The following is a 25,156-nucleotide window of genomic DNA, read 5'->3' as shown; positions in this document are numbered from 1 at the left end:
CGGACCCGCGGCCCGGCTGTCAGGGGGCCCGGTGACTGCCGCGACGGCTGCCTCGGCGGCGTCGGGCGGCGAAGAGCAGGGCGAGTGCCGCGAGGGGGAGGGCGGCGGCCAGGGTGGTGGTGCGCCAGGGGAAGGAGGTGCCAGCGGGGGAGTTGGGGGTGTTCCGCGGTGCTCCCTCGGCGGCGGCAGCAGGTGTTCCGGAGGACTTGGTGCGGGCCAGGGCGACGTCGTTGCCGTCGCCGCCCTTGTACGTGAGGGCGTACTCGGTGCCGAGCACGGTGACCTTCGCGCCTTCTGCGAGCCCGGTGAAGGTGCCGGAGATCTTGTCGGAGCCGGAGTTGGAGACGAGTACCGTCTCGGTGCCGCTCGTGGGCGCCTTCGCCTTCGGGTCGATGTGCAGGTGTCCGGCGAGTGTCACCTTGCCGGTGACGTGGAGCGGCTTGCCGTCGGCCCGGACGGTGAGTCGCGCCTCGCGGGCCTGGGTGTAGTCGCCCTTGACGGTGAAGGCCCCGGTCATGCTTCCGGTGGCCCGCAGCTCGCCGCCCTGGAAGGAACCGGAGAGGTCGCCGGACGCGGCCGTGTCGGCGACGGTCAGCTTCGCCTCGTTGCCGTAGCGGACCGTGGCGCCCTTCGCCAGAGCTACGTTCCGCAGTGTCTGGTCACCGGCCTTGGTCAGGTCCAGCTTTGTGCCTGCCGCGGCGAGCAGCACCGCGCTGCTCGACTTCAGGCTGCTGTCGGCGCCGGTGAGGGCGAGGGTGCCCTTGGTGACCTTCGTCGGCCCGGTGTAGGAGAGTGCTCCGGTCAGGCTGGTGGTGGCCGCGCCTGCCTGGGTGAAGGAGCCGCTGCCGCTGACCTTCGACAGGGTGAGGGGCGTGGTGGCGTTCTGGGATATCAGGGAGCCGTTGTTGACGACCCGGTACAGGGGCGCGTCCGTCAGCAGCCCTCCGTCTCCGCCGGCCTTTCCGCTGCCGAGTCGGAGGGTGGCGCCCTTCTCGATCGTCGTGGAGCCGTTGTAGTGCTGGACGGCCGCGAAGGTGACGTCGTTGCCGGGTACGCCCTTGATGACGATGTCGCCCTGGCCCGGGGCGGAGAGTGTGTCGTGGAACCTGCCGCCGCCGATCGGGGCGCCGAGTGTCACCGGGCCGTTGTAGGCGAAGGCGAGCGTGGAGCGGGACCTGGCCGCCAGCAGATTGATGTAGACGGTCTGCGCGGTGCCGGGCATGAAGATCTTGTCGGTGGTGCCGTCGCCCCACTGGACGTTCGCGCCCTTGATGTTGGTGCCGCGCTTGTTGATGTTCTTCGGTACCGGACGCCAGTTGATGTCCGGGTCGCTGAGGGTGGGGTCGGTGTCGCCGCCCTGGTCGCTGTGGCTGTACTGACCGGTCAGGATCACCTTGCTGCCGGGCCGGGACTGGACGTTGATGTCGCTGCCGTACTCGCGCTGGTAGAAGTTCTGCCGCAGCGTGATCGTGTGGTTCAACGGGGTGTCGACGGTCCAGGTGCCCTGGTTGAGGACGGCGTGGGCGTTCGGCAGCGACACCGGGAACTCGGGTGCCCCGGCGTCCATCTGCGTGCCGTTGTCGATCACGCCCGAGAACGGATGGGTCCCGGCCAGCTGGAGCTTGCCCCACATGCCGCGGGGCTGGGTGATCAGGCCCGCGCCGCTGAGGGTGCCCAGGTTGAAGGTCCGTGTCAGCGAAAGGCGCAGGGTGCCGTCGACGCGGATGTTGTCCTGGTTGAGCGCGAAACCGGGGGTGTTGTACGGGAAGCGGCCGATCAGCCCGGTGCCGCCGCCCGTCCCGTACTGCAGCGTGGCACCTCGTTCGACGGTGACGGCGGGCGGGTCGGGCTGGTCGACGGTGACGTACGGATGGTTGCCGCCCTGAACCTTCGCCGACTGCCGCTGCCGCGCCTTGGGCAGGGTGAAGTCGCTGTCCCTGGTGAGGATCAGGGTGCCGCTGCCGCCGATGCGCAGCGTGCCCTCGCCGCTGATGACGCCCGGGTATGTCGTGGTCCCCGACGGGACACGCACCAGGGCGTCGCCGGTCAGCGTCACATCGCGGCCCGCCAGGATCTCGGCGGTGATGTCACCGCTGCCGCCTGCCGCGTACGCGCTGTGCCACGGCGTCAGCGAGGCCAGGAGCCCCAGCGCGACGGGCAGCGCGGCGCGTCGGGAGCAGCGGCGGTGGGCGGGTCCCTCGGCGGTGGGCAGGTGAATCGGGGGATTGCGCATGGACGGGACTCCGGTGAGCGGGGTGGGGGGCGACCGGGGGACCAGCTGCTTCCTGTGATCCGGGCCGCACCGGCGAGGAGCCTGGCGCGGCCAGGCTCCTCGCCTTGGTCGTTCGCGTGCACGGACACGACACCAACAGGTTCGAAATGCCGGACGCTGTACGGCTGGCTGGTCGAAGTTCCCGATTGTGGCACTGGGGGAAGTGGGGGTCAATGCGTGTGTCGTTCGTGAACTTCTTGTCTTTTTGGCGCAGTTGATGCAGGTCTCAGTGGCGGGCCACGCCCATGCGGGGCCCGTCCCGCGTCAGTCCACGTCCATGACCTGCCACAGCTGACTGCCGGCGTTCGTGTCCGTCGTCTGCACGAGCTGCGCGCCTGCGGTCGTCGACGAGCCGGACACCGCGAGGAGCTTGCCGCTGTTCGCGTTTTTCATCTCGTAGGAGCCGCTTTCGTTGGCGACCGGCCTCCAGTGCTGGCTCGCACTGTTGTGGTCGGGCTGCTGGATGACGGTCGCACCGTCCGCGGTGGACCCGCCGGTGACGTCCAGCAGTTGACCGCTGTTCAGGTTGACGATCTCGTACGTGCCGTCACCCACCGCAATCCACCGCCACCGCTGGTTCGGCGCCCCGGTGTCGTTCCACTGGATGATGTTCGCCCCCGCGGAGGTCGATCCGCCGGAGACGTCGATCGCCTTGCCGCTGTTCTTGTTGAGGATCTTGTAGAACGTGTTCGCGGCGGGGAAGGAGAGAGAGGCGAACGCGTCCAGAGCGCAGACGGTGTTGGAAGAGGACGCGTTCTTGGTGCCGGTGCAGACGACCTTGATGGTGTGGGGGCCCGCGGCGAGATCTGTCTTCTCGAACAGCGGCACTTGCTTGGTCACCGTCGGGGCGTAGGCGTCGATGCCCGACTGCGTCAGAGTGCCGTCGACGTAGACGTCGACCTTCCCCATGTTCGGCTGCTTCATGCCGAGATACCGAATGCCCGTACCCGTGAAGGCGTACTGGACGTAGTCGCCCGCTTTGTTCGTGTAGCGCTCGGACCCGTTGAAGTCCTGCGTGTCGTTCCAGTTCGACCAGCCCGGGGAGTAGGTGAGGCTGGAGTCCTTGTCGTCGGCGTAGGTCCAGCGCTGCCGTACGAGCGACTTTGACGCGGGTGACGCATTCCCCTGGGCGTCCACGACGTAGAGCCGGTAGTCGCCGGCTGTCGGCGGGACCCCGATGGTCGTGGCGGTTCCGGTCGCCTTCGTCATCGTGGGGCCGACGGCGAACCTCGTCGTCCCCGAGGGGGCCAGCCAGAGCGTCCTCGTCGCGTCACCGACGGTGCGGACGGGGATGGATGACACGCCCTTGCCGGTGAAGGTGCTCGCGGGCAGGGCGTAGTCCTGCAGAGCCACCCTGCTTGAGGGGACGATGTCCTTGTAGGCGTCCTCCGGACCGGAGTTCACAGTGATGGCGTACGCCTGCGAAGGCCAGACGTTGTCCGCGTACGCGTGGACGTCCTCGATCGTGCTGTTCGGGACGTTCTTGTTGGCCATCTTGTTGACGGTGCCGTAGGTGTTGGTGATGTTCAGGTCGTGCTGTCGGCCCCAGGTGCCGGAGTTGATGGTGTACGCCAGGCCCGGGTCGACGTCGAGCACGTTGTCGTGCTCGTTGATGTACGCCGAGCCTTCGTCGGGGTGGAGTCCGTACTTGTGGCCCGCCGGAACACCCTGGATGTAGTTGTCGCTGATCTCGGTGCCCGGCTGGCTGCCCAGGGTGTAGATGGGAGCGGAGTCGCCGAGCACCTGCATCGTGTCGACGATCTGGTTGTGGCTGATGGTGTTGTTCCGCGCCGTGGTGGTCGGGACACCGGGGCGGATCGAGTTCTCCGAACCGTCGAAGTTCCACCATCCCCAGCCGAGCGTGATGCCCGCCCACGGGGATTTCTCGATCCGGTTGTGCCGCACGGACAGGGAATCGGCGAAGTACGCCGAGACGGGGCTGGACCCCTGGAACAACACCGCGCTGTCGTAGAGGTAGTTGTTCGCGACGGAGATGTTCTTGCAGACGCCCTCGACGTTCACCGGGTACTTCTCGTTGTTGGTCGAGGTGTGGTCCCCGATGTACACGTGCTGGGGATGTCCCACGGTGATGGCGGAGCCGGCGATGTCGTTCGTGATGTTGCCGGTCAACTGCGAGTCCTTCACGTCGTTGACCAGGTGGATGCCGTCAGCGCCGGTGTGCTGCACGGTGTTGCGCACCAGGGCGATCCCGTCGGCGTTCTCGATCTCGACGGCCCCCGGCGGCAGGTCGACGTTGCGGTAGGTGTAGGCGTGGAAGTTCTTCTTCGCGTACACGGTCGAGCCGGCGTTGCCCTGCTGGCCCTGCCGGAAGACGGAGCCCGCGACCTTGACCAGGTTCCAGTCGGAGTGTTCGACCGTGAGCCCGGAGAAGGTGATGTTCCGCGCGTGGTCGGTCGTGGACGTGCCGGCGATCTTGATGAGGGTGGACACTCCGGTCGGCGCGAAGACCTGCGCCGACGACATGTCTTCCGAGTCGGCCTTGTCGTAATACAGCGTGTGCTTCGCCTTGTCGAAGTAGAACTCCCCCGGCTGGTCCAGGAATTCGTACGCGTTCATGAAGGTGTGGCTGCCGCCGGGGTTGAAGTTGCCGTTGGGCGGCCCCTGGGCGATGGCCGCGCCCGGCTGCTGGAACAGGGCCACGCGCTGGGTGCCGTCCGTACTCGTGGTGATCTGGCGGACGCCCACGATGGCCGTGGTCCAGGTCGTCGCCGACTTGATCTCGACGTCGTCCTGGTTGGAGGCGACGGCGGGCAGATCCGAGAGGCCGTACTTGGCTCCGTCGCACTGCGACCCCGACTCCCAGGCCCAGGGTGCCTGGCCGGCCGTGATCGAGTAACTCCCGTAACACCCAGCCGAGTTGATTGTCTTCGATGCCATCTGGGCGCGCTTGCCGTTCACGTAGAGCGCGCGGAGCTTGTCGTCGCGGTCCAGCGGGGCCTTCCAGATGTTGCCGCTGTGTCGTGTCCAGCCGGTGACCTTGACGCCGCCGTCCAGTACCGGCTTCTCGCCCGGGTAGGCGGCGTACGTGACACGGTGACCGTTCGTTCCGGAGTCCGCCGACGTGAAATCGATCGTGCTGCCCACCGGGTAACTGCCGCCACGCAGATACACGTTGACGTCTCCGGTCATGTTCTTGTTGACCGTGCGCACGACGTCGCGTGCGTGCTGGAGCGTCTTGAACGGTGCGGTGATGGTCCCGGCGTTGGTGTCGTTGCCGCCAGGGGCGACGTAGTAGGTGGCCTGGGGCGCGGCCGAGGCCGGGGTCGACGTCGTGAGGGATGTCAGCAGCGCCGCGGAGAGAGCAGCGGCAAGGAGTGCTGACGAGGTGCGGAGGGTGGACGTGAGGGACTTCATCGTCTGCCCCTCCTGCCAGTTCGGACAGTTCGGACGGTTCGGAAAGTCTTCATACGGCGGCTCCAAGATGTGGTCGGTGTGAGGGGAAGCGGCTCTTCATCGCCGTCGGCCCGTGAGCGTCCCGAGGGCCGAGAAGCGTCGGTCACCGACGACGGGCGCTTCCCCTTCGCATGCCGTCGACAGGCGCCGCGGAGTCTCCATCGGACGCCGGGCTGACGGCGGCGCCGTGGACGTTGTTCAACTGGAAGGCGAAGTCGTACGTCAGCTGGTTGAGCGAGTAGTCGCGGCCTGCCACGCCCACGCTGGCGAGGGAGAGCAACTGCGGCTCGACGAAGAGCTGGGCGCCGCTCGCGAAGGCCAGGATCACCATGTAGACGATCCACTTGCGCAGCATGGGGATCTGCACGTGCCAGGCGGTCTGCCAGGCGCCCGCGCCGTCGATTCGGGCCGCTTCCATCACGTCGGTGGGGATGTTGTTGAGCGCGCTGTACATCACGACGATCCAGCCGCCCGCACCGGTCCAGAAGGCGATCACCGTGAACAGCAGGGGCAGATGACCGGGCGCGATCACCTCGCCGAAGGTGTCGAACCCCATCGCGGCGAGCAGCGAGCTTACCGGACTGACGGCCGGGTCCAGGATGAAGAGCCACACCAGCACACTCGCGGCGCCGGCGAGCGCTCCGGGGACGTAGTAGAGAAAGCGCAGGGACTTGCTGACGGTGCCCGAGGAGAGACGGTGCAGGAGCAGGGCCAGGGCCACCACGAAGACCACGAGCGAGACCAGCCAGTAGAGCAGGTACAGCGCGACATGGCCCACGGCGTCCATGAAGCGGAAGTCCTGCGCCGTGGTGATGAAGGTGGAGAACCCGGTGAACGCTCCGCCGGCGTTCGTGAAGGCGAAGTAGGTGGCGTACCCGGTGGGCACGACGCCGAAGGCGATCAGCAGGAGTACGTAGGCGGAGACGAAGGCGATGCCGGCCCGGCTCTGCCGGGCGGGACCGCGAGGCCGCCGGTGGGCAGAGCCCGACGAGGAGTGGGTGAGGGTCACGGGGAGACCTTGTATCCGTTGGACTTGGCGTACTTGACGATCGAGTCCTGCCAGGCGGGCAGCAGCGAGACGATGGACTTGCCCTGGGTGATACCGGGCTTGACGGTGGCGGCCCAGATCGCCTCCTGGCTGAACTGGCCCGAGCCCCAGCCGGGCCAGACCTGGGAGGAGGCTGCCTTGAGAGCGCTCAGGTCGCCGGCGAAGTAGCCGGAGGCGTCCTGTCCTTTCAGCCACGTCTCGGCCGCCGGCGCGTACGCGGGGAAGCCCGGCGCCTTCTCACCCTGGTAGGCGTTGTCGGTGGTGACCCACTTCAGGAAGTCGGCAGCGGCCTTGACATGCTCGGAGTGCTGGGACAGCAGCCACGTGCCGCCGCCGACGTTGCCGGTGGACGGCGAGGTCTCTCCCTCCCACTGGGGGATGGGTGCGGCCGCGATCTGCTTGGCCGGGGTCTTGAAGGTGCCCTCGAACAGCGCGCCGCCGTACCAGGCCGGGCCCGGCATGAGCAGGACCTTGTCGGCCTTGTTCTTGCCGAAGTCGGTGCTGAAGACCCCGCTGATGGACATGGACTTGTTCTTGATCAGTACGTCCATGAGCCTGGCCATCTTGGTGCAGGCATTGCTGGAGGTGTTCACCGACACCGCCTTCGGCCCGGTGATGTGGTTGGCGCCGCACTTGTTGGCCCACAGGTAGATCTCGGGCGTGAAGGCGTCACCCGCGTCACCCACCAGGTAGCCGGGGTGCTCCTCGGCCACCTTCTCGCCGAGCCGCTGGTACTCCTCCCACGTCGTGGGCACCGTGTAGCCGAACTTGTTCAGCAGCGGCGCGTTGTACCAGAGCACGGCCTGGGACAGGTCGTTGCGCAGGCAGTAGACGGTGCCCTTGACCGTGCAGACGTCGTTGGCGCCACGGGTGAAGCCGGTGAGGCTCGCGGTGGGGATCAGCCCCTTGTTGAGCGGCGCGGCGAAGCCCGCGTCGACCGCCCAGGTCACCTCGTTGTTCTGGGAGCTGAAGACGACGTCCGGCCAGCCCTTCTTGGTGCGGTTGAAGAGCTGGACCTTGGTCTGGAGGTAGTTCGAGCCGTTGGCGTCGCCGTCGTAGGTGACGATGTCCATCTTCACGTCCGGGTGCTGCTGCTGGTACAGCTTCGCGGCCGCCACCCGGGTCGCGTCCACCCAGACCGTCAACGTGCCGTCCTTTTGCGGCACTTGGGCGAAACCGTCCTTGGTGCTCGTTCCCGCACTGCCTCCGCCGCAGGCTGCCATGGTCAACACCAGCGTGGCGGCGCAGCCGGTCAGCGACGCCGCACGTTCTTTGCTGAGGGCTCTCTTCGGGCGGGCCACGGGCTTGACGACGGTCATGAGTGACTCCACTGGGATTGTGGGGTGTCCCGAGCAGATCGGGGGCGGCGCTCGGACGGGCCGACGACACGGCGGGCGGCTGTCCACTGCCAGTTGGGAAGAAATTAGCCGCCTTATCTGGGGCCTCGTCAAGGTGTGTGCGGCGATCTTTCATGAATCTGAGGTGGTGTCGTGAGAGTTATGCAGGCTTATGACCGGGAAAGGGCGCTCATCTCTCTGCGCTTCGGACTCTGCGTCCCATACGCGGGAATTGATAAGTGCGACGCATCGCGAATCCAAATTACGATGCTGTCGCCTTACAGCAGCGAGTCGCGTTCGCCGCAGCCGTCCGAGAGGGAGCGCAGATGAACGACATGCCAGCGATCGGGACGGCAGTGCCGACTCCGGCCCTTCCCGCTGCACCCGCGGTGGAGAACGGCTCGGACGAGCGGCGGGGCTACCGTCCCGGGTACGAGATCGCGGCGGAACGGATCCTCGAGTACATCGCCGAGGAGGGGCTTGAGGTAGGGGCCCGGCTTCCCACGGAGATCGACCTGGCCCAGATGCTGGGGACCAGCAGGGCTGTGGTGCGGGAGGCCGTGAAGATCCTTTCGGCGCTGGGCCGTGTGCGGGCCCACAAGGGGCGGGGCCTGTTCGCCGCGGACGACGAAGGCATGCTCATCACCAGCCGCTGGGGCGGCTTCTTCCGCCCCGTCGACATCGACCACGTGCTGATGCTGTTCGAGTTCCGCAGGGTTCAGGAGATGTCCGCCGGCAGTCTGGCGGCCACCCGCGCCACCCCTTCGGAACTGCGCACCATCGAGGTGGCCGTGGAGCAGTGCCGCCACGCGTTCGTCCACCACCAGGTCGACGTGTTCAACCAGGCGGACGACGACTTCCACACGGCCGTGTCCGTCGCCTCGCACAACACCTTCCTCGTCAGCGCCGTGCGCGACGCGCGCCGTCTGCAGCGCCAGTCCAGCGCCATCGGAATTCACAACACCCTCGGAGAGAACACCGAGTTGGCGGTCGAGGAACACGAGACGATCTACCGGGCCATCCGTGACGGCCGTCCCGAGGAGGCGGCGCAGGCCACCGCGGCACATCTCGACAGGACCCTGGAGGACTACCGCCGCGAGATCCAGCGACGCCTGTTCGGGTAGCGCCGCTCAGGCTGCGACGCGGCGTGCGGGGCGGCGCCAGGTGCCGCGTCGCGCGCGAAAAATAGGTGTGAGCCGTGGTTCCGTCAATGTTTCCGACGGGTTCCTCCCGGCGCGTTTCCCGTCGGCATGCAGACGAAAGCGCCGTTCTGTCACGGCCGTTGACTTCCGGACGTGACCGCGCTTACGTTCGGCGCCGACCGCGTCCGACAAACCGATCGGCGTTCGAAATATCGGTCATTGGCAGTGCCGGAGCCGCCGCTCCCCGCATCTGCGCATGGCACGCGTTCCGCGTCGAAGAACCGCCCCCACACGATGACTTCCGACGAAGGACAGGTCGTGGACATCACCAGACGACAGCTGGGCCGACTCGCCACGGTCGGCACCGGATCCCTCCTCCTGCCGGGCCTGATGCCGCCCAGCAGGGCGGCGGCAACACCCACACCTCCCCTCGGGACGTGGGGCGACCAGGGCGACGGCACCTACGCCAACCCCATCCTCCCCGGCGACTTCAGCGACTGGGACTGCATCCGCGTCGGCGCCGACTACTACGGCATCACCAGCACGTTCGGGTATTCGCCCGGGGTGGCCGTCCTGCACTCGAAGGACCTGGTCAACTGGCGGACGCTCGGTGGCGCAGTCAATGAACTCACGACCATCGGGCCGGAGTTGAAATGGGACCGCATGAACCGCTACGGGCGCGGGGTATGGGCCGGGGCCATCCGTCACCACGCGGGGCGGTACTGGGTGTACTTCAACACCCCCGATGAAGGCTTCTTCATGACGTCGGCCCCGTCCCCGACCGGCCCCTGGGAGCCGTTGACGGCAGTGTGGCGGACGTCCGGCTGGGACGACCCGTGCCCCTTCTGGGACGACGACGGCCAGGGCTACCTGGTCACCACGCACTACTCGGACAGCTACAAGATCCACCTGTTCAAGCTGTCCGCGGACGGGAAGTCTCTGGCCGGCCCGTCCACCGTCATCCACCAGTCTCCGGGCAGCGAGGCCAACAAGCTGTACAAGATCAACGGCATCTACTACCACCTCTACAGCGAGGTGAAGTCCGAGGGTCGGGTGCTCATGATGAACCGCGGCCCCAGCCTCTACGGCCCTTTCGAGACCCGCCAGTTGGAGCATGTCGACGCCTCGGTGGACCGCGAACCCAACCAAGGCGGCCTGGTGCAAGCCCCGGACGGCTCCTGGTACTTCGTGACGCATCACGGCCACGGCGACTGGGAGGGGCGTCCGTTGTCCCTGCTGCCCGTGACCTGGGTGGACGGCTGGCCGATCCTCGGCACGGTGGGCGCGGACGGCATCGGCACCATGGTGTGGACGGGCCATGTACCCGCAGGCGGCACCTCTGGTCTGCCGGTGGACGCGCTACCCTCCGTGGTGACCAGCGATCTGTTCACCGACACCCGCCTCAAGCCGCAGTGGGAGTGGTACTACCAACCGCGCGCGGACCACTGGTCGTTGACCGAACGCCCCGGCTGTCTGCGGTTGAAAGCGTTCGCGCCGCTGGTGGGCGACAACCTGACCAAGGTGGGAAACACCCTCACTCAACGGGTGCTGCGCACGACGGGCGGGGCGACGGTCACCGTCCGCCTCGAACTGGCCGGCCTCGCCGAGGGCCAGCACGCCGGACTGTGCCACTACGCGGCCACCTACGCCGGGTTGGGTGTCCGGCGCTCCGGGGCCACCACCACGCTCGCGCACAACGTCGGCGGCAGCCTGACCGATGGCCCAGTGATCGCGCAGAACTCCGTGTGGCTGCGCACCACTTGGGATGTGAACGGAGTCAGCAGCTTCTCCTACAGCCTCGACGGGGACGCGTTCACCACGTTCGGTGGCACCTACCAACTCAGCTGGGGCGGTTACCGCGGTGACAGGGTCGGCCTCTACACCTACAACCCGAACGGCACCGGCTACGTAGACATCGACTCGGTGCAGTACGCCATCGCCCCCACCAGGCCCTATACGTGCGTCAGCGTACGCAGCGGCAAGGTCGTCGACGTATCCGGCGCCACGAACGCCGACGGCGCCGCCGTAATCCAGTGGCCCGCCACCGGCGGATCGAACCAGCACTGGACCTTCCAGTCCACGGCGGACGGCTACCACACCATCACCTGCGTCCGCAGCCGCAAGGTGCTCGACGTGGCGGGGTCGTCCCTGGCCGACGGTGCGCCGGTCGTGCAGGCGACGGCCGACGGCCGCACGAGCCAGCAGTGGCAGTTGACCCCGGGGGCCGGTGGCGCATTCGTCCTGGTCAACCGCAACAGCGGCAAGGTGCTCGACGTCAAGGCAGGCAGTGCGGCCGACGGCGCCGTACTGATCCAGTACCGCGACGTCGGCAGCTCCAACCAGCGATGGACCTTCCGGCGCGTCACCGGCTAGGAGCCCTGTGAGGCGAGGCCGGGGGAGCCCGCCCGCCTCCGCGGCCTTCGCGAGTCGGCACAGCAACGACCAGTCAAGCAGTCTCTCGTCACCGAAGGGTGCAAGATGTCTTCCTCAGTCAGCAGACGGCGCCTCCTGCACATGGCCGGGGCCACCGCCGCGGCCTCCGTCACCGGTTCCTCCATCGGCGGTTCCACCGCCCGCGCCGCGGTCGCCTCCCCGCAGGCCGCCGTCGGGGTCCTGGCGCAGCCCTTCGAACTGGGCCAGGTCCGGCTCACCGCGAGCCGATGGCTGGACAACCAGAACCGGACGCGGAACTATCTCCAATTCGTCGACGTTGACCGCCTGTTGTACAACTTCCGGGCCAACCATCGCCTTCCCATCAACGGCGCGGCTGCCACCGGGGGTTGGGACGCACCGACGTTCCCGTTCCGCACCCACGTCCAAGGCCACTTCCTCACCGCGTGGGCCCAGTTGTACGCCGTGATCGGGGACACGGTCTGCCGGGACAAGGCGACGTACATGGTGGGGGAGTTGGCGAAATGCCAGGCCAACAACAGCGCCGCCGGTTTCGGCGCCGGGTATCTCTCCGGCTATCCCGAGTCCGACTTCACCGCACTCGAGCAACGGACCCTGACCAACGGCAACGTGCCGTACTACACCGTCCACAAGACCCTCGCCGGCCTCCTCGACGTGTGGCGCCACATCGGCAGTACGCAAGCGCGGGACGTACTGCTCGCCCTGGCGGGATGGGTCGACCGGCGCACGAGCAGGCTGAGCGGTGCTCAGATGCAGGCCATGCTGGGGACCGAGTTCGGCGGCATGAACGCCGTACTGACCGATCTGCACCTGCGGACCGGTGACGCGCGCTGGCTCACCGTCGCCCAACGGTTCGACCACGCCGCGGTGTTCGACCCCCTCGCATCCAACCAGGACACACTCAGCGGACTGCACGCCAACACCCAGGTGCCGAAGTGGATCGGGGCGGCCCGCGAGTACCAGGCCACCGGCACGACCCGCTACCGCGACATCGCCACGAACGCCTGGAACATCTGCGTCGGCACGCACACCTACGCCATCGGCGGCAACAGCCAGGCCGAGCATTTCCGCGCGCCGAACGCCATCGCCGGTTACTTGAACAAGGACACGTGCGAGAGCTGCAACACCGTCAACATGCTCACCCTCACCCGGGAGTTGTTCGAGCTGGACCCGGACCGGGCCGCACTGTTCGACTACTACGAGCGGGCGTGGCTGAACCAGATGATCGGCCAGCAGAACCCGGCCGACGACCACGGCCATGTCACCTACTTCACCCCGCTCAACCCCGGGGGCCGACGCGGTGTGGGCCCGGGGTTGGGCGGCGGCACCTGGAGCACCGACTACGGCACCTTCTGGTGCTGCCAGGGCACGGGCCTGGAGATGCACACCAGGCTGATGGACTCCATCTACTTCCACCGTGACAACACGCTGACCGTGAACCTGTTCGTGCCCTCGGTTCTCAACTGGGCGGAGCGCGGCATCACGGTCACCCAGACCACCGCGTACCCCGTCAGCGACACCACGACCCTGAAGGTCACCGGCAGCGTCGGCGGAACCTGGGCGATGCGCATCCGCATCCCGAGCTGGACCACCGGCGCCACCATCAGCGTCAACGGCGTCGCGCAGTCCATCACCGCCACCCCCGGCAGCTACGCCACCCTGAGCCGCTCATGGGCCTCCGGCGACACCGTCACCGTCCGCCTGCCCATGCGGATCATCATGCGCGCGGCCAACGACAATCCGAACGTCGCGGCGATCACCTACGGCCCGGTCGTCCTGTCCGGCGACTACGGCGACTCGGCGCTCAACTCCCTGCCCGCCCTGACCACGTCATCGATCAAGCGGACCAGCGGCGGTTCGCTCGCCTTCACCGCCACCGCCAACGGATCCACCGTCAACCTGGGCCCGTTCCACGACGCGCACGGCCACAACTACACCGTCTACTGGAACACCAGCTCCACCGTCCGGCTCGCCAACGCGGGCAGCGGTCTGGTGCTCGGCATCCAGAACATGTCCACGGCCGACGGCGGCCGCGCTCTGCAGTGGAACGACACGGGCACGGCCGACCACGACTGGGTCCTGGTCACGGACGGGAACGCGGTCCGCTTCCGCAACGCCCACAGCGGCAAGGTGCTCGGCGTCCTCGACATGTCCACGGCTGACGGCGCCACCGTCCTGCAGTGGTCGGACAACGGCACCGCCGACCACAAGTGGACGCTGCTCGACCAGGGAGACGGGACCTACAAGATCCGTAACGAGCACAGCGGCAAGTTGCTCGCCATCGCGAGCAACTCCACGGCCGTGGGCGCGTTCGCGGTACAAGCCCCGGACGACGGCACTGCCGACAACCGCTGGCGCATCGTGAGGAGCTAGCCCCCGCCCTTTCCCCTTGTACGAGGCAGGAGACACGCATGTCCGTGGTTCTCTCCCGGCTGGCGGCGATTCTCGTCGCCGTCGGTCTGATCTTCACCTCCCTCACCCTCGGTAATACCGGGCGGGCCGCCGCCGCCGAACCGGGCTACCTGATGGTGCACTTCACCGGCGACTCCGCGACCGGTCAGACGCTGTACCTCGCGCACAGCACGGACGGCCTGCACTGGAACGACCTCAACGGTGGAGCGCCGGTTCTGCGCTCCACCATCGGCACGCGCGGGGTACGCGACCCCGCGCTGATTCGCTCTCCCGACGGAAGCCGGTACTGGATCGTCGCGACCGACTTGTGTATCCGCTGCGGCTCCACGTACGAAAAGGGCAGCCCCAGCCTCGTCGTATGGGAGTCGACCAACCTGGTCACCTGGTCGCAGCCGCGGCTGCTCAACGTCGCAGGGGCGATCCCCGACGGGCGCAACGCCTGGGCCCCTGAGGCGATCTGGAACCCCGAGACCAACGACTACGTGCTGTACTGGGCCACGAACGCCACCCTGAACGGCATTCTCAAGTACCGCATCTACTACGCCCGCACCAGCGACTTCCGCACCATCACCACCCCGCAGGTCTACATCGACCCTCCCGGCGCCACGCCGGTCGTCGACACCCAGATGACCGAGGTGCCGGCCGGTGTCGGTAAGTACCGCTACGTGCGGGTCTCCGGAGACGGCCGGAACACGGTCGAGGGCAGCAACTCGATCCTGGGGACGTGGACCGTCCTCGGCGACCTCTCCAGCATCGGACTCACCGGCAATGTGGTCGAGGGCCCGGCCTGGGTGAAGTTCAAGGACCGCGACGAGTGGGCCCTCTACATCGACTACAACGCTCCGAACGGTGTACGCGAATACCGGCCGATCCTGACGACCAACCCGTTCGACGTCAGCTCCTACCGGCTTCAGGAACCGACGAGTTACGACATGGGCGGCACCCCGAAGCGCCACGGCGCGATCATGTCGCTCACGGCCGCCGAGGAGAGCCGCGTGCTCGCCCGCTGGCCCAGCACCCCGGCCGAGCGGCTCCAGTCGTACAACTTCCCGGACCGGTACGTACGCCACACCAACTTCGACGTGCGCATCGACCCCGATGTCAGCCCCGCCGACGACGCCCAGTTCCGGCTCAGGCCCGGCCTGGCGGGCTCCGGCACCGTCTCCTTCGAGTCGGTGAACTACCCGGGCTACTTCCTGCGGCACGCCAACTACGACTTCCAGCTCGCCCACGAAGACGGCACCAGCCAGTTCGCCGCGGATGCCACCTTCCGGAAAGTCGCCGGACTCGCCGACCCGTCCTGGTCGTCGTTCCAGTCGTACAACCACCCTGACCGGTACCTCCGGCACTACGCCTACCAGCTGCGCCTCGACCCGATCAGCACCGCGACGGGCCGTAGTGACGCCACCTTCCGCGTGACGAACTGACCCGCGGTCGCGGGCGGCAGGGGCGTCACGTCCCGGCGGCGCCCCTGCCTCAAGTCCCTTGCCTGACAGCCCAGTTCAACCCACCTCCCACATCTGGTGAAGGAGTAACTCATGGTCAAGCCACGGCTGTTCCGCCGTGCCACACGCGCCCTCCTCGCGGCGGTCGCCACCGCTGTGCTCAGCGGCGGCCTGCTCACCGCCACGACGACCACCGCACAGGCCGCAGCCCAAGGGCCGTGCGACATCTACGCCGCGGGCGCCACCCCTTGTGTCGCCGCGCACAGCACCACGCGCGCCCTGTACGGGAACTACAACGGCTCGCTCTATCAAGTGAAGCGCGCCTCCGACAGCGCGACCAAGGACATCGGCCTGCTGAGCGCCGGCGGATACGCCGACGCCGCCGCGCAGGACTCCTTCTGCGCGAACACCAGCTGCGTCATCACGGTCATCTACGACCAGTCCGGCAAGGGCAACAATCTCACCCAGGCGCTCAAGGGCCACTGGCCCGGGCCGGCCGAGGGCGGCAATGACAACCTGGCCAACGCCTTCGAGGCGCCGGTCACCGTCGGCGGCCACAAGGCGTATGGCGTCTACGTAGCCCCCGGCACCGGGTACCGCAACAACAACACCAACGGCATCGCCACCGGCGACCAGCCCGAGGGCATGTACGCCATCTTCGACGGCACGCACTTCAACGGCGGCTGCTGCTTCGACTACGGCAACGCCGAGACGACCGGCAACGACGACGGCAACGGCACGATGGAGGCCCTCTACTTCGGCAACAGCACGGGCTGGGGTTATGGCAGCGGCAACGGTCCCTGGGTCATGGCGGACATGGAGAACGGCCTGTTCTCCGGGGTGAATACGCGCTTCAACGACATTCCCTCCGTCAGCCACCGCTTCCTGACGGCCACGCTCAAGGGAGGCCACAACCAGTGGGCCACCCGCGGCGGCAACGCCCAGTCGGGCGGCCTCTCCACCTACTACAGCGGCGTACGTCCCAACGCTTCCGGCTACAACCCGATGAAGAAGCAAGGCGCGATCATCCTCGGCATCGGCGGCGACAACAGCGTCACCGGCCAAGGCACCTTCTACGAAGGCGTCATGACCTCGGGCTATCCCTCGGACGCCACCGAGAACGCCGTCCAGGCCAACATCACCGCCGCCGGTTACAGCAGCGCCACGACCGGCACCGGCACCCTCACCCCCGGCTCGCGGGTCTCCCTCAAGGCCACCACCGCACCCTGCTGCACCTCGCAGTACCTCCACCGCAACGCCGCCGACAGCACGGCCGGCATCTCCGACGTCAACTCCTCAAGCCCCACCGCCGACAAGGCCGACGCCACCTGGGTCGTCCGGGCCGGACTGGCCAACACCTCCTGCCTGTCCTTCGAGTCGGTCGGCAAGCCCGGCCAGTTCCTGCGTCACTCCAACTACCGGCTCCGCGTGAACGTCGACGACGGCGGGAGCTCGTTCGCGAAGGACGCGACCTTCTGCCCCACCGCGGGCAACAGCGGGACCGGCCAGTCCTTCAAGTCGGTCAACTATCCGACGAAATTCATCCGCCACTACAACTACGCGGCCTACATCGCTTCCAACGGCGGCTCCAACACCTGGGACTCCACGACCTCGTGGGCCCAGGACACCAGCTGGCTCACCGCGGCGCCCCTGTCCTGACGAGCTGACCCGACGACCTTGGAGCCATGAGATGACCGCATCATCCCTCCCGTCGCGCCGGCTGTTCCTCGGCATGACGGCGACAGTGCCCCTGTCCCTGACCGGAGCCCTGACCATCGGCGAGTCGGCGAGGGCCGCGGCCGGCTCCCCGTTCGTCATGGGCTACTTCACCGAGTCCCCGAGAGGACTCGGCACGAGCTACGGCCTGCACCTGGCAGTCAGCACCGACGGACTGCAGTGGATGCCGCTCAACCAGAACAAGCCCGTCGTCACCCCGACCGGCGGTGACGGCGGGCTGCGCGACCCCTTCATCCTGCCCAAGCGGGACGGCACGTTCGTCGTCCTCGCGACCGACCTGAAGGGCACCGACTGGACGAAGAAGAGCCAGGTCATCCACGTATGGGACTCTGCGGATCTGCGTTCCTTCGACAACTACCGGCTGCTGAAGCTGCATGAGATGGACACGCACAGCTGGGCTCCCGAGGCGTTCTGGGACGCGTCGCGCGGCCAGTTCGCGATCATCTACTCGGCCGTCAACAGCAGCGGCCACAACGTGATCATGGTGAACTACACCACCGACTTCCACACGGTGACGCCGCCGCAGGTCTTCTTCGACCCGGGCTACGACGTGATCGACGGCTCCCTGGCCATGAACGTGGGCGGCGTCAACTACCTCTACTTCAAGGCCCGTAACCGACTCGTGGGCGCGAGGTCCACCTCCCTCGAACCCGGCAGCTTCACCGTTTTCACCTCGGGCCTCGCACCGCAAGGCGGCATCGAGGCCCCGATCCTCGCCCAGGCCGCCGGCAACTGGTACCTGTGGGGCGACGCCAACGCGACGTTCTACGCGTGGCAGACAAGTGATCTGTCCACCGGCACCTGGGCCGCCACCGACCGACGCGTCTACACCCAGCCGCTGAACTCCAAGCACGCCACGATCCAGCCGATCTCCCCGGCGGTGTACGACGGCCTGGTCGCCCAGTGGGGCAAGCCCGCCTGGAACCGGCTGAAGTCCTACAACTACCCGGACCGGTTCTGGCGGCACGCCGACTACGTCGGCCGTATCGACCCGTACCCCTTCGACCCGTACACCGACTCGCAGTGGAAGCCGGCGCCGGGCCTGGCAGACGCCTCCGGCGTCTCCTTCCAGTCCGTCAACCACCCCACCCGCTACCTGCGGCACATCGACTACCTGCTCCGGCTGGACGTCAACGACGGCACCCCACGCTTCGCCCAGGACGCCACCTTCCACGAGACCGCCGGGCTCGCCGACTCGGCCTGGGCGTCGTTCCGCTCCCACAGTCACCCGGACCGCTACATCCGGCACTACGACTACGCGCTGCGCATCGACCCGATCTCCACCGCCGTCGGGCGGGCCGACGCCACCTTCGCCGTCGGGTACTGAGACGACCGCCGCCCAGCCGCGCCGCACATCAACCATTCGAACATGGAGTACACACATGTCATCAGGGAGACTGTCCCGCCGCACCCTGCTGGGTGCCGCGGGCGCCGCCGTCGCGGCGACCGCGCTGCCGACGATGCCCGCGTTCGCGCCCCTTGCGGCGCAGGCCGCCGCCGCAGACCCGCAGACCAACCTGGAGAAGCTGGCGAACATGCGCTTCGGCATGTTCAATCACTTCAGCCTCGGCACCTTCACCAACGAGGAGTGGGCGGCGCCGAACCAGAGCCCCGCCAAGTTCGCTCCCCCTACCGTGGACTGCGCCCAGTGGGCTGCCGCAGCCGCGGCGGCGAAGATGAGCTACGGCCTTCTGACCACCAAGCACCATGACGGCTTCGCCCTGTGGCCGAGCGCCCACGGCACCCAGAACGTCGCGAACAGCGGCTACAAGCACGACGTGGTGAAGGCGTACTCCGACGCTTTCCGCGCGAAGGGGCTGAAGGTCGGGTTCTACTACTCGATATGGGACCGCACCTACGGCGTCGAGGCGTGGGAGAGCCGGCACAAGGTGTCCGGTCTTGAGATCACCGACGCCATCCAGCCCAGCGACATGGACTTCATCCTCGGTCAGATCACCGAACTGCTCACCAACTACGGCACCATCGACCTGTTCGTCACCGACGGCTACGCCTGGCAGATGGGCCAGCAGGCCGTCTCCTACCAGCGGATCCGCGAGCACGTGAAGTCCCTTCAGCCGGACATCGTCATGATTGACCACGGCGGTATCGTGGAACCCTTCATCGGCGACGCGATCTACTTCGAGGAGCCGGGCGGCCTCACCGCGCCCGCCGGTAACACCTACGCAGCCACCCAGGGCCAGACGATCAGCAGAGGCTGGTTCTGGCATCCGTCGACGGCGACCGACGACCCGATGAGCAAGGCCGCGATCCTGGCACATCTCGCGGACCTGGAACCGAAGTACACCTCGTTCATCCTCAACTGCCCGCCCAACCGCGACGGCAGGCTGGACACCAACATCGTCAACCGGCTCGCCGAGGTCGGGGCCGCCTGGAGCCCCGACACCTCCAGGCCCCCGCTGCCGAGGCAGATGCCGCGCGCAGAGCACCCGGTGACGCCGGTCAGTGCCTACGCGACGGGGTTCCGGGACGGCGAGGGGCCGCTCCACGCCATCGACGGGCTGAGCGACAGGAACTACGAGACCTGCTGGTCGACTTGGGGACTTTCACCGGCCCTGCCGCACGCGATCACGATCGACCTCGGCGGGGTGTGGAGCAACGTCTCCACCCTGGAGTACCTGCCCAAGCAGTGGGACCGCTCGAACACCACCGACGGCGACATCACCTCGTACACCATCTCCACCAGCATCGACGGCAAGGAGTTCACCCAGGTCGCCACCGGAACCTGGGCCGGCGACCGCGCCACCAAGGTGGCCGAATGGCCCGCCCGGAACACCGGCTTCGTGCGGATCAAGGTCAACGCGGCCACCGGTGGCTACGTCAACGTGGGCGGCGTGCGGATCGGCGGCCGGACGGCCAAGCCTGCACGGGTGTCCGGCACGTTGCCGGGCGACGGCACCGTCTACCGGCTCGTCGCCCGGCACAGCGGCAAGGTCGCCGACGTGAAGGGCGCGGCCACCGCGAACAACACTCCCGTCCTTCAGTGGCCATGGCGCGACAAGACCAACCAGAAGTGGACCTTCGCCGGTACGGGCGACGGCTACTACGAGCTCAAGGGTGTGGGCAGCGGCAAGCTGATGGAGATCTCGGGTCTCTCCCGCGCCGACGGCGGCGGCGTCGGCATCTGGTCCGACGGCGACGCCCCCCAGCAGCACTGGGCGGTCACGCCCACCGAGGACGGTTACTACTTCCTCATCAACCGCTACAGCGGGCTCTGCCTGGCCGTCGACGAAGGCAGCACCGTCGACGGAGCCGTCATCGAGCAACAGCCGTACGCGTCACTGGCGAGCCAGCAGTGGCGGATCATCGCCCTGTGACCTTCCCATCCCGATGGTGGGCGCGCCTTGAGTGCCGTCCACCATCGGGGGCCCGGCGCTCCGATCTCCTCGTCGACATCTTGACCCGCTCCCGCTCACCGGGTGCGGGAGGCGAGCTCGGGGAAGGCGTCCTCCCACACGGTGCGGCCGGCGATGGTGCGCAGTACGGGCCACAGCTCGAGGAGTAGATCCCGGTTGAGGTAGCGGGGCAGATCGTCGTGCAGGCCCTCGTGCAGGACGGTGCGGTACAGGCCCATGCGCTGGCGAGGATTGGAGAGGTCGTACGAGGTCATCCCGGACCATGCCAGGTGCAGCGGCAGCTCCACGACGCCGTGGGCCGGTCCGTGCAGCTCGTCCAGCGACTCCGGTGGACGGCGCCGGAACTTCTCCCGGTACAGCGCGAGGTCTTCGGCGTCTGTGCCCGAGAGGTTCCTCGGCCGGGGTCCGGGGTGCTGCCGGTGGGAGGCCATGCGTCCAATATGGCGGCCGCACAGGGCCAGGGGCTTGTGGCTCCGTCCATGGAGCCAATGTCACTGTCTGTTGTCCATTGCGGATGCAGCAACGGACACCGGCGAGACGCGTGGCGCGGAACGGGGCGGCGACGGAGGTACTGGTACAGGGCCCGTGGCGTCGGCTGATTCTCCCCGGATTCTCCCCAGCGCCTTCAGGAGGGCAAAAGTGCTGGTCAGGGGTTCAACGGAGGCAGGTAGACGAGATCACCCGCATCTCTTCTCCCCAGGGACTCCCCAGAGCCGATTCTGGCCCGATCCGTGACCGGTGCGAGAGCAAAGGCCGCACAAGAACTGAGCTCGGCGACAGGGACTCAGAGCCAGTCCCGCCGCTTGAAAATTACGTACAAACTGACGCAAACTACCCCCATCAAGCCGACCGCGAAGGGGTATCCGAAGCTCCAGCCCAACTCAGGCATGTCCTCGAAGTTCATGCCGTAAATAGTTCCAACCAGCGTCGGAGCAAACAGAATCGCTGCCCAAGCCGAGATCTTCTTGATCTCCTCGTTCTGCTCGAAGCCCGCCTCGGCCAGCGCGCGCATCTCGGCGTTCTGCTGTTGGGTGACCAGGGTCGCGTTGACCGTGAGGATGTCGGTGAGGGCCTGGCGGAAGCCGTCGACGCGTTCGCTGGTGTGGGTGACGTGGTCGGCGACGTCGCGGAGGTAGCGCTGGAGTTCCTCGTCGGTGCCGTACTTGGCGAAGCCGGCCATCAGCGCGTGCAGCATGCCGACCAGGGGGCGGGTGGCGCGCTGGAACTCGACCATCTCGCGCGAGAGTTCGTAGATACGGCGGGAGACCTCGGGGTCGCCGCGGAAGACCTCGGTCTCGATCTCGTCGATGTCGTTCTGGACGCCGGAGACGACCGGCACGTAGCCGTCGACGACGGAGTCGAGGATCGCGTAGAGCACGGCCTCCGGGCCGAGCTTCAGCAGTTCCGGTGTGTCCTCCATGCGGCGGCGCACCGCCGAGAGGTCCGGCGCCGCGCCGTGGCGCACCGTGATCACGAAGTCCGGGCCGACGAACAGGTGCAGTTCGCCGAAGTCGACCTCCTCGGGCGCGTCCAGATAGCGGGCCGCGCGCAGGACGACGAAGAGGGTGTCGCCGTACCGCTCCAGCTTCGGGCGCTGGTGGGCCTCCAAGGCGTCCTCGACGGCGAGCGGGTGCAGGTCGAACTCGGCTGCCAGGGAATGGAGTTCGGACTCGGTGGGGCGGGCGAGGCCGATCCAGGCCATGCCGTCCGGCTCGTCGCGGAGCTGTCGGAAGGTGTCGGCGAGGGTGACGGGTGAGGCAACCCGCACGCCGTCGCGGTACAGCGCCGCCTGTACGACACTGCCCGCCTCCGCCGGCTCCGGCGCCTGCGGTTCGGAGGGGGGCGCGGGGGGCTGGACGGGCGGCACGGCGGGCGGGGTCAGGGCCCGGCGCCAGGCCGACTTCCTGCCGTTCTTCGAGGCTGCGCGGGCGCGTCGCTCTGACATCGCGGCTGCCTCCACTGTCGAGTCGTCTCGAAGCCTGTCTCGGACGTACGTCTGCGTGATCACGGAGCACGAGCAGGATATACGGGGCAAACGACGTCGGCGTGCGAAGCCTGTCAAGGTCCGGTAAGCCTTGCGGACAGAAGGTGTCCGCAAGCCTCGCTACCGTGCTGTACATGACGAAGACGAACGGGCCCGTCCTCACCCCCCGAGCCCTCAACCGCGCCACCCTCGCCCGTCAGCACCTCCTCACCCGCTCCTCGCTCTCGGCGCTCGAAGCGGTCGAGCACCTGCTCGGGCTCCAGGCCCAGAACGTGAAGCCGCCGTACTACGCGCTCGCCGCCCGGCTCGACGGCTTCCGGCCCGAGGAACTGTCGCAGGCGCTTCAGGCGCGGGACGCCGTACGCATCGTCACCATGCGTTCGACCATCCACCTGCACACCGCGGAGGACGCCCTCACGCTGCGGCCGCTCGTGCAGGGGGCCCGGGAGCGGGAGCTCCACAACTTCCGCAAGGGGCTCGTCGGCGTCGACCTCGACCGGCTGACCGCGCTCAGCCGAAAGCTGGTCGAGGAGGAGCCACGCACCATGCAGCAGCTGCGTGAGGCGCTGTTGGTCGAGTGGCCGGACGCCGATCCGCAGTCGCTCTCCGTGGCCGCACGGTGCAGGCTGCCGCTCGTGCAGGTCACCCCGCGCGGGCTGTGGGGCAGAAGCGGTCAGGTCGCGCTCACCACCGTCGAGCACTGGCTCGGCCGCCCCGCCGAGCCCGTGCCCACTCCGGACGCCACGGTCCTGCGCTACCTCGCCGCCTTCGGGCCCGCCTCCGTCAAGGACATGCAGACCTGGGCCGGTCTGACCCGGCTGCGCGACGCCTTCGAGCGCCTCCGCCCCCGGCTGGTCACCTTCCGCGACGAGCACGGCGTTGAGCTCTTCGACCTCCCGGGCGCTCCGCTCCCCGACGCGGACACCCCGGCTCCGCCGCGCTTCCTGCCGGAGTTCGACAACCTGCTCCTCTCGCACGCGGACCGCACCCGGGTGGTGCCGCCCGAGCTCAAGGGGCGCTACTGGCAGGGCAATCGGGCGTATTGCACCCTGCTCGTCGACGGGTTCCTGGCGGGCCTGTGGCGACTGGAGGAGGAGTCCCTCACCATCGAGCCCTTCGGTGAGCTGACCGGGGCCCAGCGCGAGGACGTGGTGGAGGAAGCCGAGCGGATGCTGACGACCATGGCGGGCCCGTCCTCGTTCGACGTTCGGTTCGGGACCGTCCTGCGCTGATCCCGGCAGGCCGGGGCGGCCCCGGCCGTCCACCGCAGGGGGCTTACAGTCCAGGGCATGGAACTGCGGCAGCTCAGCTACTTCGTGACCGTCGCCGAGGAGCTGCACTTCGGGCGGGCGGCGGAGCGGCTGCACATCGTCCAGTCCGCGGTGAGCCAGCAGATACGGCGTCTGGAGCGGGAGTTGGGCGCCGAGCTGTTCGACCGCTCGCCGCGGCACGTACGGCTCACGGGTGCGGGGGAGCGGCTGCTTCCCGAGGCGCGGACGGTGCTCGCCGCGGCGGAGAGGGCGCGTACGGCGGTCGCTCCGCGGCAGGGGCTGTGGATCGGCACGAGTGCCGGACTCGGGGAGCATCTGGACCGGGTGCTGGTCGCGTTGTCGAAGCTCGCTCCGGACGTGCCGGTGGAGCTGGTGTCCGTGCCGACCGGCGAACGGCTGGCGCGGGTCGCCGACGGCCGGCTGGACGCGGCGTTCGTGCGGGCCCCGGAACCCGCGCCCGGTGTGCGGATCGTCCCGCTGTGGCCCGACCCGCTGGTCGCCGCCGTCCCGGCCGGGCATCCGCTGGCCGGGAAGGGGGAGCTGGCGCTCGATGACCTGGCCGCGCTGCCGCTCAGCATCACCGCGCGCCGCAACAACCCCGCCCTGGTGGACCTGGTCGTCGGGGCCTGCCACGACGCCGGGTTCGAGCCGGTGCCCGGGCCGGTGAGCGGTTCGCTGCAGGACACCCTCGCGACCATCGGGACGCGTCCGCTGTGGACGGTCGTGTACGCCTCGCAGGCGCGGGTGCTGCGTGCGCCCAGGGTCGCCTTCGTGCCGTTCAGGGCGCCCGGCCTCGCACTGACCGCGGGCCTCGCGCTGCCGGCGGCGGTCGCACAACCCTCTCCCGCAGTGGCCGCACTGCTCGCGGCCTGCGGCGATCACGAGAACTGATCGCTGCGCTCTCCGGCTGCTTCTTGGTCGGCGGCGCCCCGCGCGATGAACTGAACTCCGTCAGCCTCGCAGGCGCCGCCGAGCGGCACGAGGCGCCGTGCACAGCCGTACTCAAGGGAGTTCAGTCATGCCCATCGTCACCATTCAGCAGGGTCCGCGCGATGTCGAGCTCAAGCGTGACCTCGTCAAGCGCGTCACCGACGCCTTCGTCGACGCGTACAAGATCCCGGCCGAGACCGTGCAGGTGTGGATCCACGAGGTGCCGACGGACAGCTGGGGCGCCGCCGGGAAGCTGATCGCCGACAAGTAGGCGGGTGGAACGGCAGGCGGATCACATGGATAGGGGGCGTTGCGGGCCGCTCGTGGTGATTCTGGGCCCGCAGCACGGCGAGCCACAGCTGACGCTCCAGCGTCACC

The 25,156-nt window shown here is 68.1% G+C and carries 16 protein-coding genes; 10 read left to right on the top strand and 6 right to left on the bottom strand.

The genetic code is table 11. The features are described from left to right. Positions 1-19 precede the first annotated feature (19 nt). The 4 genes from ABZS97_RS12155 to ABZS97_RS12140 form a co-directional block, all read right to left on the bottom strand. Positions 20-2,233: an autotransporter gene (locus tag ABZS97_RS12155; protein ID WP_356136520.1), complete on the bottom strand. Its 2,214-nt coding sequence runs from the start codon at positions 2,231-2,233 to the stop codon at positions 20-22. 303 nt (positions 2,234-2,536) lie between these two features. Beyond that, positions 2,537-5,647 (bottom strand): RICIN domain-containing protein, encoded by a 3,111-nt coding sequence (locus ABZS97_RS12150; RefSeq protein WP_356136518.1) that lies wholly within the window; start codon positions 5,645-5,647, stop codon positions 2,537-2,539. A 142-nt stretch (positions 5,648-5,789) separates the two neighbouring features. Further along, positions 5,790-6,695, bottom strand: coding sequence for a sugar ABC transporter permease (locus tag ABZS97_RS12145; protein WP_356136516.1), 906 nt, complete (start codon positions 6,693-6,695; stop codon positions 5,790-5,792). Beyond that, positions 6,692-8,053: an ABC transporter substrate-binding protein gene (locus ABZS97_RS12140; protein WP_356136514.1), complete on the bottom strand. Its 1,362-nt coding sequence runs from the start codon at positions 8,051-8,053 to the stop codon at positions 6,692-6,694. The genes ABZS97_RS12145 and ABZS97_RS12140 overlap by 4 nt, the downstream gene beginning before the upstream one ends. 344 nt (positions 8,054-8,397) lie before the next feature. Between ABZS97_RS12140 and ABZS97_RS12135 the strand changes: the two genes are divergently transcribed. From ABZS97_RS12135 to ABZS97_RS12105, 7 genes are all read left to right on the top strand, one after another. Continuing rightward, on the top strand, positions 8,398-9,195 hold the full coding sequence (locus ABZS97_RS12135; protein ID WP_356136512.1) for an FCD domain-containing protein: 798 nt from the start codon (positions 8,398-8,400) through the stop codon (positions 9,193-9,195). A 312-nt stretch (positions 9,196-9,507) separates the two neighbouring features. Beyond that, positions 9,508-11,586 (top strand): family 43 glycosylhydrolase, encoded by a 2,079-nt coding sequence (locus ABZS97_RS12130; protein WP_356136510.1) that lies wholly within the window; start codon positions 9,508-9,510, stop codon positions 11,584-11,586. Positions 11,587-11,691: 105 nt separating this feature from the next. Then, positions 11,692-13,998 carry a beta-L-arabinofuranosidase domain-containing protein gene (locus ABZS97_RS12125; RefSeq protein ID WP_356136508.1) on the top strand — a complete coding sequence of 769 codons (2,307 nt, stop codon included), beginning with the start codon at positions 11,692-11,694 and terminating at the stop codon, positions 13,996-13,998. A 38-nt stretch (positions 13,999-14,036) separates the two neighbouring features. After that, a complete protein-coding gene (locus ABZS97_RS12120; protein WP_356136506.1) occupies positions 14,037-15,464 on the top strand; it encodes a glycoside hydrolase family 43 protein in 1,428 nt (475 codons plus the stop codon). A gap of 111 nt (positions 15,465-15,575) precedes the next feature. Next, the gene (locus tag ABZS97_RS12115) at positions 15,576-17,141 is read left to right on the top strand and encodes an alpha-L-arabinofuranosidase B (protein ID WP_356136504.1); all 1,566 of its coding nucleotides are present in this window, start codon (positions 15,576-15,578) and stop codon (positions 17,139-17,141) included. A gap of 31 nt (positions 17,142-17,172) precedes the next feature. Further along, positions 17,173-18,546 (top strand): glycoside hydrolase family 43 protein, encoded by a 1,374-nt coding sequence (locus tag ABZS97_RS12110; RefSeq protein ID WP_356136502.1) that lies wholly within the window; start codon positions 17,173-17,175, stop codon positions 18,544-18,546. Between the two features lie 55 nt (positions 18,547-18,601). Further along, entirely contained in the window at positions 18,602-20,554 is a 1,953-nt protein-coding gene (locus ABZS97_RS12105; protein ID WP_356136500.1) for an alpha-L-fucosidase, read from the top strand. 95 nt (positions 20,555-20,649) lie between these two features. Here ABZS97_RS12105 and ABZS97_RS12100 read toward each other — a convergent pair whose 3' ends face one another. Both ABZS97_RS12100 and ABZS97_RS12095 read right to left on the bottom strand, forming a co-directional pair. Next, positions 20,650-21,024, bottom strand: coding sequence for a hypothetical protein (locus tag ABZS97_RS12100; RefSeq protein WP_356136498.1), 375 nt, complete (start codon positions 21,022-21,024; stop codon positions 20,650-20,652). Between the two features lie 353 nt (positions 21,025-21,377). Further along, a complete protein-coding gene (locus tag ABZS97_RS12095; protein ID WP_356136496.1) occupies positions 21,378-22,538 on the bottom strand; it encodes a magnesium and cobalt transport protein CorA in 1,161 nt (386 codons plus the stop codon). Positions 22,539-22,711: 173 nt separating this feature from the next. Here ABZS97_RS12095 and ABZS97_RS12090 point away from each other — a divergent pair, with 173 nt between their 5' ends. The 3 genes from ABZS97_RS12090 to dmpI all read left to right on the top strand — a co-directional run bounded on the left by ABZS97_RS12090 (position 22,712) and on the right by dmpI (position 25,049). Then, positions 22,712-23,809 carry a winged helix DNA-binding domain-containing protein gene (locus ABZS97_RS12090; RefSeq protein WP_356136495.1) on the top strand — a complete coding sequence of 366 codons (1,098 nt, stop codon included), beginning with the start codon at positions 22,712-22,714 and terminating at the stop codon, positions 23,807-23,809. A gap of 57 nt (positions 23,810-23,866) precedes the next feature. Then, positions 23,867-24,739: a LysR substrate-binding domain-containing protein gene (locus tag ABZS97_RS12085; protein WP_356136494.1), complete on the top strand. Its 873-nt coding sequence runs from the start codon at positions 23,867-23,869 to the stop codon at positions 24,737-24,739. 127 nt (positions 24,740-24,866) lie between these two features. Next, positions 24,867-25,049, top strand: a complete 183-nt coding sequence (gene dmpI, locus ABZS97_RS12080) for a 4-oxalocrotonate tautomerase DmpI (RefSeq protein ID WP_356136493.1) — start codon at positions 24,867-24,869, stop codon at positions 25,047-25,049. Positions 25,050-25,156: the final 107 nt, after the last annotated feature.

It is taken from the genome of Streptomyces sp. NPDC005485, from assembly GCF_040606085.1.
In the GTDB taxonomy this organism is placed as follows: Bacteria; Actinomycetota; Actinomycetes; order Streptomycetales; family Streptomycetaceae; genus Streptomyces.
This window is presented reverse-complemented; position numbering and strand designations above follow the sequence as displayed.

Excerpts from the sequence above, each read along its gene's own strand:
- ABZS97_RS12155 (WP_356136520.1), bottom strand. The coding sequence starts at position 2,233 with ATGCGCAATCCCCCGATTCACCTGCCCACCGCCGAGGGACCCGCCCAC.
- ABZS97_RS12150 (WP_356136518.1), bottom strand. The coding sequence starts at position 5,647 with ATGAAGTCCCTCACGTCCACCCTCCGCACCTCGTCAGCACTCCTTGCC.
- ABZS97_RS12140 (WP_356136514.1), bottom strand. The coding sequence starts at position 8,053 with ATGACCGTCGTCAAGCCCGTGGCCCGCCCGAAGAGAGCCCTCAGCAAA.
- ABZS97_RS12135 (WP_356136512.1), top strand. The coding sequence starts at position 8,398 with ATGAACGACATGCCAGCGATCGGGACGGCAGTGCCGACTCCGGCCCTT.
- ABZS97_RS12130 (WP_356136510.1), top strand. The coding sequence starts at position 9,508 with ATGACTTCCGACGAAGGACAGGTCGTGGACATCACCAGACGACAGCTG.
- ABZS97_RS12125 (WP_356136508.1), top strand. The coding sequence starts at position 11,692 with ATGTCTTCCTCAGTCAGCAGACGGCGCCTCCTGCACATGGCCGGGGCC.
- ABZS97_RS12120 (WP_356136506.1), top strand. The coding sequence starts at position 14,037 with ATGTCCGTGGTTCTCTCCCGGCTGGCGGCGATTCTCGTCGCCGTCGGT.
- ABZS97_RS12115 (WP_356136504.1), top strand. The coding sequence starts at position 15,576 with ATGGTCAAGCCACGGCTGTTCCGCCGTGCCACACGCGCCCTCCTCGCG.
- ABZS97_RS12110 (WP_356136502.1), top strand. The coding sequence starts at position 17,173 with ATGACCGCATCATCCCTCCCGTCGCGCCGGCTGTTCCTCGGCATGACG.
- ABZS97_RS12105 (WP_356136500.1), top strand. The coding sequence starts at position 18,602 with ATGTCATCAGGGAGACTGTCCCGCCGCACCCTGCTGGGTGCCGCGGGC.
- ABZS97_RS12100 (WP_356136498.1), bottom strand. The coding sequence starts at position 21,024 with ATGGCCTCCCACCGGCAGCACCCCGGACCCCGGCCGAGGAACCTCTCG.
- ABZS97_RS12095 (WP_356136496.1), bottom strand. The coding sequence starts at position 22,538 with ATGTCAGAGCGACGCGCCCGCGCAGCCTCGAAGAACGGCAGGAAGTCG.
- ABZS97_RS12090 (WP_356136495.1), top strand. The coding sequence starts at position 22,712 with ATGACGAAGACGAACGGGCCCGTCCTCACCCCCCGAGCCCTCAACCGC.
- ABZS97_RS12085 (WP_356136494.1), top strand. The coding sequence starts at position 23,867 with ATGGAACTGCGGCAGCTCAGCTACTTCGTGACCGTCGCCGAGGAGCTG.
- dmpI (WP_356136493.1), top strand. The coding sequence starts at position 24,867 with ATGCCCATCGTCACCATTCAGCAGGGTCCGCGCGATGTCGAGCTCAAG.